The following is a 9,416-nucleotide window of genomic DNA, read 5'->3' as shown; positions in this document are numbered from 1 at the left end:
GGGGGGGGGGGGGGGGGGGGGGGGGGGGGGACACCGGCGGCGGCAAGCGGTTCGTGGCGCCGGGCGGACGCCGATCGAACCGTGAATACAGTGGACGTCGCGGTTGCCCCGGCAGAAGCGGTAAGGGAGGGGAACTGATACGCGTTCCCGGGAAGAGAATTTGGAAGAGGGATTCCCACCGGGCCGTGAGCCACAGTCAGGTCAAAGTTCGCTCGGCTGGTCGTGACGGATCGGGTCTATGCCTCTACGCTGGTCCGTGGGCCGATCGTCCGGACGGGGGTACTCCAATGAACGAGTTGTTCCGCGCCGCGAGGGAACGGCAAGGGCTGTCACGCCGGGCACTTGCCGAGGCCGTCAACGTTGTTCGGCACGGCGATCCTGAGCGGGCCGCTCGGGCGGCCTTCAACGCCAACCATGTGGGAAAGATCGAGACCGGCAGAGTGCGTTACCCGGACGACGACCTGAGACGCGCTTTGCGGAGCGTACTCAAGGTCAACAGTGACGAGGAGCTGGGCTTTCGCCCGCACCGCCGATTGCAGAACAGTGGCAGCACATCGGCAGGCGGATCGCCTGGCCCGGCAGCGCCCTCCACACCCACCAGCCAGCTGGCAGCTGAGCTGCGACGGCGACAGATGTTCACCCCCACTGAAGCGGCGGGTAGCGCCGGATTGGACCTCGTGCAGTTGCGGAACGCGGTCGGTGAGGCGCACCTGGCCTACCAACGGGCGGAGTATGCCGACCTGGTGAGACTGCTGCCTGATCTCGTTCACCGAGCGGACGGTGCCGCCCGGCGTGGTGCCGAGCAGCACCGCGCACTCGGCATCCTCGGGGCAGCCCACCTGGCGGTGTCCAAGCTGGCCCTCAAGCTCGGTGATCCCGCCCTCGCCTGGGTAGCGGCCGACCGGGCGCTACGCAGTGCGGAACAGGCCGGTGCCGACAACCTCGCAGCAGCCGCCGCCTATTCGGTGGCATGCGCTCTGCTGGCCTCCCCCGGGCACGTCGCGGACGCAGCAGACGCAGCAACCGAAGGACTCGCCCGGATATCTGACCGGTCCAGCCCCGCCGCCTTGTCGGTGAGCGGATCATTGACGTTGCTACTGGCGCTCATCGCCGCACGGCGCGGCAAGCCGAAGATCGCGCTCGGTCACCTGGACGACGCAGCGGTCCTGGCCGACCAGTTGGGGAAGGACCGGAACTACTTCTGGACCGGGTTCGGTCCGACGAACGTGCTGATCCACCGGGTGACTGCCGCCGTCAACGTTCGCCAGTTCAACGCTGCGGTCGAGCTCGGAGAACGCATCGACACGTCGACCCTCCCGCCATCGCTGGTAAGCCGGCGGGCTCAGGTCCACCTCGACCTGGCTGCGGCGTTCACCGCTCAGTCCGGCGGCGACCCGTCAGCGCTGCTGCACCTTCTGGCGGCCGAGCGCACCGCACCTCAGATCTTCCAGGTGCACGATCAGACCCGCACGCTGGTCACCGCCATGCTGGCCCGGGAACGTCGCGCCGCCACACCCGGCCTGCGCGCCTTGGCAGTGCGCGCCAGGATCGATGCCAACTGATCATGACTGGCACCGGCAAACCGACGCTGTACCTGGTTTCCTCCGCCGCTCCGCCGATTCGCAACATCGACGAGTGCGTCGCCCTGTTGCAGACCGACGGATGGTCGGTGTGCCTGATCGTCACGCCTACTGCGGCGACCTGGATCGACACGGACAAGCTCGCATCCCAGACCGGGTTTCCGGTCGCGTCCCGACTTCGCACCCCTGACGAGCCGGGAACGCTGCCGCGCGCCGACGCCGTCGTGGTGGCACCGGCGTCCTTCAACACGATCAACAAGTGGGCCAGCGGAATCAGCGACAACTTGGCGCTGGGTGTACTCAACGAGACCCTTGGCACCGGGCTTCCGATAGTCGTCTCACCGTACGCAAAGCCGGCCCTAACCCAGCATCCCGCCTACCGAGCATCCATCCGGACCCTGTCATACCTCGGCGTCCAGTTCACCGAGGACGAAGCTCTGAGACCCACAATTGGAAGCGACAGATTTCGATGGGGCGTAGTTGCCGAAGCGTTCCGCGCCACCGATTGATCACGCCTCCGCTGAACAGCCACCAGGACAACGCCTCCATTCAACAGTTGATCAACGGACCGCCGCCCACGTCGACCGGGCGTGTCCCAACCCGCCAACCGATCCAGCGGTAGGGACACTGTGGCCGCACACCTAACCGAGGCTCAAGAGCAGATGACGTAAATACTGGCCTTCACCGGCGTGTCGTACGGTTCTACGTCATCTGATCTTGAGTTGGCTTCCCATCTGCATAGTCTGCATAGTCCGGAATCCGTCGATCAGCACGATGGTGTCGGGTGCCACGCCAGACGTCCGGCAGTGGGAGCACATCAGTGGTGACGCGTCATGATCTCGGTGCCGAGGACGGTCAACAGTCGCAGCTTGTCTGCCGCTTCGCTGCCAGGTGCCGCTGTGTAGACGACGATGCGCAGGTCGGCGCCGTGCGCCGACAGCACATCGCAGTCGAGTTCGACTTCGCCGACGTGCGGATTGTCGACGGTCTTTCGTTCGCTCCTGTGGTGCGCGACGGCGGAGCCTTCCCACAGTCGCGCGAATTCAGGGCTCGATGTCCGCAGCGTGCCGATCATGTCCTTCAGTTCGCGGTCGGCAGGGTAGCGCGTCGCCACGTCGCGCAGGTCGGCCACGAGTGACGCCTTGTGCGCCTGCGGATCCGGATGCCGCACGCGTCCCGTGTCGTCGTGGAAGGTTCGCCACACGATGTTCGCCGACCGGAGGTCGCGGTCGTGCCAGTCGTCGCCGGTCAGCGCGGCCCACACATCGTTGTGCTGGATGAGGGTCCAGGCCGCGTCGAAGACGGCGATCGGGGTGTCGGCGAGACGGTCGAGCACGCGCTGCACGCTGGGGCCGATGTGCCGGGGCACCAGTCCGCCCGGTTGGGGCGCGTGCCCCGCCAGGCGGCAGGCCAGTTCATACTCGGCGTCGGACAGGCGCAGCGTTCGTGCGAGCGAGCGCACGATGGCGACGCTGGGATGCGCGCGGCCCTGTTCGAGGCGTTTGATGTAGTCCGGTGAGATGCCAGCGAGCCAGGCGACCTCTTCGCGGCGCAATCCCGCCGTCCTGCGCGTGCCTGACCTGAAGGGCAGGCCCACATCTGCCGGCTGCAGGCGGGTGCGCCAGGAGCGCAGCACCGCCGCGAAGTTGGGTGCGTCGTGCATCACCCCATTGTCGGCCTTCTTCCCGGCCTTCGATCGATGCGTGGGTGGCCCGAAGTGGGCCAGGCTGCCGCCCGGAACCGGTGCCAAGGTCGATTCCTGGCACACCTGGCGGCCCCAGCAGCACCTTCGCCGATCGGGACGGCGAACTGCCCTGGTAATTATCACTACGGAAGGAACACACATGTACCTCATCACCGGAGCGACAGGCAACGTCGGCAACCCGCTTGCACGGCAGCTGCACGAACAGGGTCACCCGGTCCGAGTCCTGGTGCGCAACCCTGCCCGGGCGGCCGACCTGCCGGCCGAGATCGAGCGCGCCGTCGGCGATCTCGACAACCCCGACGACGTGGCCAACGCCGTCAAAGGCGTGGACGCCGTCTTCCTCATCCAGGTGGGCAGCGGAACCGACCAGACCAAGGTCATGATCGATGCCGTACGCAACGCCGGCAACACCAGGATTGTCCTGCTGTCCTCGGTCGGTGCACGGCTGATGCCGATCCGCGACAATCCCGTCATCGGCGGAGCCCTCGCTGCGCGCGAGGACCTGATGCGCGAGTCCGGGCTGGGCGTCACCTACCTGCGCCCCAACGGCTTCGCGTCCAATGCCCTGTGGTGGCTCGACAGCATCCGCGCTGGCAAGGTCGTTGACCCTACTGGGGAGGGCCGTCTGGCGGTCATCGACCCCGAGGACGTGGCCCGCTGCGCCGCCATCGTGCTCACCGAAGACGGGCACGTCGGCAAGGGCTACACCCTGACCGGGCCAGAAGCACTCACTTCTCGGGAGCAGGTGGCGATAATCGCCGAGGTGACCGATCAGATGATCGACTTCCAGGAAGTCACTCCGCGCGAGTTTACCCGGGCGCAGATCGCCAATGGTGTGCCCGCCGAACAGGCGCAGGCATTGGAATATCTGAACACGGTGTTCCGTAAGGGCCGCGCCGCCTACGTGACCGACGATGTGCGGAACCTCACGGGCCGGGCACCCGGGACGTTCCGCGAGTGGTGCGAACGCAGTGCTGACGCATTGCGCTGATGCAAGACCCAGTGCGACCGGGCTCCCGGACACCACTCAGCATTCTTCCCGACGCCACCAGGCCCAATGCCGTTCAGTTAAGGATGTTTGGGCAGGCCAGGTGGGGTGTTGGTGGTCCGGGGTGGCGGGTGTCGCGGTCGGTGGGGCGTTTGACGCGGTAGGAGTTGTGACGGGCGCGTTTGATCGCGCGGGGGCAGGTGCGGTGTCGGCGTGGCGGGAGTCGGTGACGCAGGAGTTCGGCGATGGCGTCGGCGACAGCGGCGTTCAGGCGCTCAGGGGGTGATGGCCGCCTGGTCGGTGACCTGGCGGCGGACGACCCGGACGCCCTGTATGAACGACATCCGGTCCGGGTCGTAGCCGGCCGGGTCGGCGGCGTCGACCAACAACGCCCGGATGGCGTAGTGGGCCAGCAGCAGTCCCCACATCTGTTGTTCGACCAGGTCCGGGGTCTTCGACCGCAGGACCTCGCCTCGGCCGCGTAGGTCGGTCTTGATCTCGCCGAGGGCGGACTCCTCCTCCCACCGTTGCTGGTATGCGGCGGCGAGGTCCGCAGCGGGTATCTCGTGGGGGTCGAGGACCGTGGTGACCAGGGTGATCAGGTCACCATCGGGGTTACGCTCCGGCACGGTGTACTCGACCACCCGCACCAGCCGCGCCACGTCCGGGTCGATGTCGCCGCCGGCAACGGCCAGTTCGACCAGACGACGGCGTCGGTCGGCGCTCAGTCCGGGCCGGTAGGCCAGGGCGAGGTAGGAACCGTCGGGCAGCCAGCGGACGTGGCCGATCGACACCGACGCGCCGACCCTCCAGGCCAGGTCCGCGCCGGTGTCCGCGTACCGGTTGAACAGTTCCCAGGAGTAGAGGCCGGCGTCGGCCAGGACCAGCATGTCCGGCTCCACCACGCTGGTGAGGTCGGCGGCCAGGGTGCGTTCCCCGGTGCGGCAGCCACCGAGCACCGCGCCCACGATCGCGTGGGTGCCGCACTCGGCCAGGGCCGCGACGTGCAGCTTCGGATAGGCCGACGACTTCGGCCCCGACCCCATCCGGCCGAACCGTTCCACGTTCGCCGGGGTGTCGGCCACGTCGAAGCTGGTCGCGTCGATCGCCACCAGCCGGCGTCGGGCCAACCACGCGCCTTTCGTCCCCGGACCGGCCAGGGGCACCGCGGCCCGGGCGAACAGCGCTTTCATCGGCTCAGGCCCGAGCCGTTGCCGGGCCTGGGTGATCGCGGACCTGGTCGGGACCTGCCAGTCGTCGTCCCACGAGCCGAGTCTGCGCAGGTTACCGACCAGCCGGCGCATCACCTCGTCATACGACTCGGCGAAGAACAGGCCCATCGCGATCACGTACCGGATCATCACGTGCGCGGGCAGCCGCCGGGAGCGTTTCTCCCGCCGCTCGGTACGGTTCAGGACCTCTTCCAGCAGGTCACGACTGAACCGGGCCGACACCACACCCAGCCCGATGTGGTCGGTCAACCGGCCCCACGGCCGTGATCCTGTCTCGACTACCGATGACGTCACGGCCAGCCACCGTACCGGCCCACCCACAACCGACGTCAGCCCACCACGCCGACCTCGCCAAACGCCCTATCTGAACGGCATTGCCACCAGGCCCGCAGAAACGTCTCCTGCACCGTGTCCATGTCCTCGGCGTCCTCGAACGGCCCGAGCATCCGGTCGGCTTGCTGCCATCAGCCGCGTCTCCACACCTATCAGGTCGTCGTTCCGGCCGTCGTGGCCGTCGCAGGTATGACGGGGTACGGACACGAAAACCCATCACCAGGGAGCCGACCGCAGCCGCAAGATCAGCTGACGAGAATGCGGGAGTTCCTCGGCGTGTCACCCGAATTTACGTCATCTGATCCTGGCGATCGGCTGGCACCGGCACCGGAGCAACCGTGTGCGCGTAGCGCTTGCCCGGCAGCGCGACGGGCGGTCAGGTCGGTTCTGCGGACAGGCGGCGGTGCCCCGGCGGGACTGGGGCGTCTGATAGTCCCGGCAGGCGCGCTGGCGGCTTCGTCCTGACCTGCGCCGGTGACGTCGTCGGTCTGTCCAACCTGTTCGCCGCCGACAGCGGCCACTGGTCCGATGTCTGGGCAGCAGCCATCAACGAGGCAGCCGTCCACTTCCCGGGGCTGCCGCTGGTCGGCTACGAGCAGGGCGACGACCTCGCCCGCGCCCGCGAGAGCGGCTTCGAGCCGGTCGACGCGCTGCGGGTCTGGCTGTACCAGCCCGGCCAACCATGATCACTTGATGAAAAAACCGGCCGACACGCCGACACAATCCCAGCAGAGCATCAAGTGATCATGGTTGTGCCTAACCTCGGCCGGTTGCCAGACTTGTCCGGTGCCGGTACCGCTCTGGCGAAACCGCGACTTCCTCCTACTGTGGAGCGGCCAGGTCGTATCGACGCTCGGCACCCGGATCAGCGGGCTCGCGTACCCGCTGCTCGTGCTGGCCGTCACCGGCTCACCGGCGCAGGCCGGCCTGGTGGCGGCCGCACAGGCGGCCCCGTTCCTGATCTGGTTCCTGCCGGCGGGTGCCCTGGTCGACCGCTGGCCCCGCAAGCGGATCATGCTCGCCGCCGACGCAGGCCGGGCGGTGGCCCTGGCGTCGGTCGCGGTGGCCGTCGCGCTCGGACGGATAACCATCGGTCACCTCATGATCGTGGCCTTCGTCGAAGGGACGCTGTACGTCTTCTTCCTGCTCGCCGAGACCGCCGCCCTGCCGCACGTGGTGCCGAAACCCCAACTGCCGACGGCGATCGCCCAGAACCAGGCCCGCGACCAGGGTGCCGACCTGGCCGGCCAACCGCTGGGCGGCTTGCTGTTCGGGCTGGGCCACGCGGTGCCGTTCGCCGCCGACGCGGTGACGTACGTGGTGGGTCTCGTCCTGGTCGCCCCGATCCGGCGCCCTCTGGAGGAGAAGCGGGCAGCGCAGCGCCGTCACCTGCTGGCGGAGATCTCCGAAGGCGTCCGCTGGCTGTGGCGCCAGCATCTCCTGCGCGCCCTCGTGGCGATCGCGTCGGCCGGCAACCTGGCCTTCAGCGCCCTCAGCCTGGCCGTCATCGTGCGCGCCACCGACCTCGGCGCATCCCCGACCGGCGTCGGTGTGCTGCTCGGCCTCTTCGGCGTGGGCGCGATCGCCGGTGCCCTGGTGGCCCCGCCGGTGCAGCGCCTCGTCGCCCCGAACGTGATCATGATCGGCGCGCTGTGGTGGTGGGTCGCGCAGATGGCGGCGTTGGCCCTGGCCCCAACCGTGTTCGCGCTGGGCACGGTATACACGGTCGGCGCGCTGATGGGCCCGATCTTCAACACCACCAACGCCGCCTACCGCTACGCCCTGACCCCCGACCGCCTCCAGGGCCGGGTCAACGGCGCCTCCCGAATGATCGGCTGGGGTGCCCGCCCCGTCGGTGCCCTCCTCGGCGGCATAGCGCTGGAGACCCTGGGCGCGGTGCCGACCTTCGCCGCCCTGGCGACGTGGCTGGCCGTCGTCGCGGCGGCATCGACGACGAGCCGCCAGATCAGGTGCGCCCCCAGGCTGGAAACGCTGGGCGAACATCCTGGAACCTGAGTCCGTGCGGTGGACCGTGCTGCCCTGTTCAGGGTGCCGGCTCCCGGCGGGCGCGTTGTTGGTGTCGGCGCGCCTTCAGCCGGTTGCCGCAGGTCTTCATCGAGCACCAGCGGGCGGTGTTGGCGCGGCTGCGGTCCAGGTGAAACAGGCGACACTCGGTGTTGTCGCAGGGCCGCAGTCGGCCGGGTAGCCGGGCCTGTACGTCGAACCAGGCGAGCACCAGCTGCACGGCGAGCATCCGGTCGGGGGGCCCACACAGGCGCCAGCGCAGGCCCGACGCGTCGACCTCGGGCAGCTGCTGGACGCCGGCGAGGATCCGCCGCAGGTCCGCTTCGGGCACGGCACCGCGGGTGGCGGTCTGCAGCGCGTCTCTGGCGGTCCGCAGCCAGGTGGTCGTTGCCGGGTCGCCGGAGCCTCCGTGCCGGTGTGCCCACTGCCGCAGTGCGGTGTCGTCGGCCCACCGGTCCTGTGGCCGGCCGTCCACCACGGGTGTGCTGTTCAGCGCCTCGATCAGCGCCTGCTCGTCGATCACGGTGACCTCATCACCCTCGCCACTAACCCTCTCGCCGCGCTTGACAGGTTATCGCAGATCGGGTCCACTTGAATCCAGATAACCACCACGAAGTTCCGAGAGGGTTAGAGATGGTCGAAGTTCACCACCGGTACGCCACCGTGCGAGGGCACCGCGTCTTCTACCGACAGGCCGGCCCCCACGACGCGCCGACGCTGCTGCTCCTGCACGGATACCCCACCAGCTCACGTATGTTCCGCCGGCTGATCCCGCGACTCGCCGACCGGTTCCACGTCATCGCCCCCGACCACATCGGCTTCGGCCACTCCGACGCCCCGCCCGCCGACGCGTTCCCGTACACGTTCGACGCGCTCACCGACGTCACCGAAGCGTTCCTGGCCGAGCTCGGCGTCACCCGCTGCGCCATCTACGTGCAGGACTACGGCGCTCCCATCGGATGGCGACTCGCCCTCCGCGCACCCGACATGATCACCGCGGTCATCAGCCAGAACGGCAACGGGTACGACGACGGCTTCGTCCCCGACTTCTGGACACCCGTGTGGGCGTACGCCGACGATCCGGGACCGGACACGGAGCCTGCGGTGCGCACCGCCCTCGGTCTGGACGCCATCCGCTGGCAGTACGTGCACGGCGTGGACCGCCCCGACCTGGTCGACCCCGACACCTGGACGTACGACCACCGCGACATCAGCCGCCCCGGCAACGACCTGGCACAGCTGGCGCTTTTCCGCGACTACGCCACCAACCCTCCGCTGTACCCGAAGCTGCACGCGTATTTTCGGCGCAGTCAGGTGCCGCTACTGGCCGTTTGGGGGGCCGAGGATCTGATCTTTGGGCCGGACGGGGCGCGTGCCTTCGCGCGGGACCTCCCGGACGCCGAGATCCACCTGGTGCCCGGCGGCGGTCACTTCCTGCTGGAAAGTCACCTGGACACCGTGGTCGGCCACATCCGGGACTTCCTGTCCCGCGCGCTGCCGACAACCCGGCCGGCGACAGCCCGCGACGCGCGAACCACCCACCTGTGAAACGG

The 9,416-nt window shown here is 68.6% G+C and carries 9 protein-coding genes; 6 read left to right on the top strand and 3 right to left on the bottom strand.

Annotated features, from left to right (window positions below; genetic code table 11):
- Window positions 1-296: 296 nt before the first annotated feature.
- Window positions 297-1,562, top strand: a complete 1,266-nt coding sequence (locus tag ACFHWT_RS11760) for a helix-turn-helix domain-containing protein (RefSeq protein WP_416594631.1) — start codon at window positions 297-299, stop codon at window positions 1,560-1,562.
- 2 nt (window positions 1,563-1,564) lie between these two features.
- A complete protein-coding gene (locus ACFHWT_RS11755) occupies window positions 1,565-2,089 on the top strand; it encodes a flavoprotein (protein WP_416594630.1) in 525 nt (174 codons plus the stop codon).
- Between the two features lie 308 nt (window positions 2,090-2,397).
- On the opposite strand, the gene ACFHWT_RS11750 is transcribed toward ACFHWT_RS11755, so the two are convergent.
- The gene (locus ACFHWT_RS11750; RefSeq protein ID WP_416594629.1) at window positions 2,398-3,243 is read right to left on the bottom strand and encodes a helix-turn-helix domain-containing protein; all 846 of its coding nucleotides are present in this window, start codon (window positions 3,241-3,243) and stop codon (window positions 2,398-2,400) included.
- Between the two features lie 181 nt (window positions 3,244-3,424).
- Between ACFHWT_RS11750 and ACFHWT_RS11745 the strand changes: the two genes are divergently transcribed.
- A complete protein-coding gene (locus tag ACFHWT_RS11745) occupies window positions 3,425-4,276 on the top strand; it encodes an NAD(P)H-binding protein (protein WP_416594628.1) in 852 nt (283 codons plus the stop codon).
- A gap of 272 nt (window positions 4,277-4,548) precedes the next feature.
- Here the strand turns inward: ACFHWT_RS11745 and ACFHWT_RS11740 are convergent, their stop codons facing one another.
- Window positions 4,549-5,799 carry an IS4 family transposase gene (locus tag ACFHWT_RS11740; protein WP_416594627.1) on the bottom strand — a complete coding sequence of 417 codons (1,251 nt, stop codon included), beginning with the start codon at window positions 5,797-5,799 and terminating at the stop codon, window positions 4,549-4,551.
- A gap of 392 nt (window positions 5,800-6,191) precedes the next feature.
- On the opposite strand from ACFHWT_RS11740, the gene ACFHWT_RS11735 reads away from it, so the two are divergent.
- Both ACFHWT_RS11735 and ACFHWT_RS11730 read left to right on the top strand, forming a co-directional pair.
- Window positions 6,192-6,524, top strand: coding sequence for a hypothetical protein (locus tag ACFHWT_RS11735; protein ID WP_416594626.1), 333 nt, complete (start codon window positions 6,192-6,194; stop codon window positions 6,522-6,524).
- Between the two features lie 100 nt (window positions 6,525-6,624).
- Window positions 6,625-7,854 (top strand): MFS transporter, encoded by a 1,230-nt coding sequence (locus tag ACFHWT_RS11730; protein ID WP_416594625.1) that lies wholly within the window; start codon window positions 6,625-6,627, stop codon window positions 7,852-7,854.
- 28 nt (window positions 7,855-7,882) lie between these two features.
- Here ACFHWT_RS11730 and ACFHWT_RS11725 read toward each other — a convergent pair whose 3' ends face one another.
- Window positions 7,883-8,386: a CGNR zinc finger domain-containing protein gene (locus tag ACFHWT_RS11725; protein WP_416594624.1), complete on the bottom strand. Its 504-nt coding sequence runs from the start codon at window positions 8,384-8,386 to the stop codon at window positions 7,883-7,885.
- 110 nt (window positions 8,387-8,496) lie between these two features.
- Here ACFHWT_RS11725 and ACFHWT_RS11720 point away from each other — a divergent pair, with 110 nt between their 5' ends.
- Entirely contained in the window at window positions 8,497-9,411 is a 915-nt protein-coding gene (locus tag ACFHWT_RS11720) for an alpha/beta fold hydrolase (RefSeq protein WP_416594623.1), read from the top strand.
- The last annotated feature ends 5 nt before the right edge of the window (window positions 9,412-9,416 follow it).

The organism is Micromonospora sp. LOL_021 (assembly GCF_048060215.1).
Lineage (GTDB): Bacteria > Actinomycetota > Actinomycetes > Mycobacteriales > Micromonosporaceae > Micromonospora_E.
The sequence above is the reverse complement of the archived record's forward strand: the minus strand, read 5'-3'. Positions and strand labels throughout refer to the sequence as shown.

What these genes read in the sequence shown, in the direction of transcription:
- ACFHWT_RS11755 (WP_416594630.1), top strand. Translation starts at nt 1,565, where the DNA reads ATGACTGGCACCGGCAAACCGACGCTGTACCTGGTTTCCTCCGCCGCT.
- ACFHWT_RS11750 (WP_416594629.1), bottom strand. Translation starts at nt 3,243, where the DNA reads ATGCACGACGCACCCAACTTCGCGGCGGTGCTGCGCTCCTGGCGCACC.
- ACFHWT_RS11745 (WP_416594628.1), top strand. Translation starts at nt 3,425, where the DNA reads ATGTACCTCATCACCGGAGCGACAGGCAACGTCGGCAACCCGCTTGCA.
- ACFHWT_RS11720 (WP_416594623.1), top strand. Translation starts at nt 8,497, where the DNA reads ATGGTCGAAGTTCACCACCGGTACGCCACCGTGCGAGGGCACCGCGTC.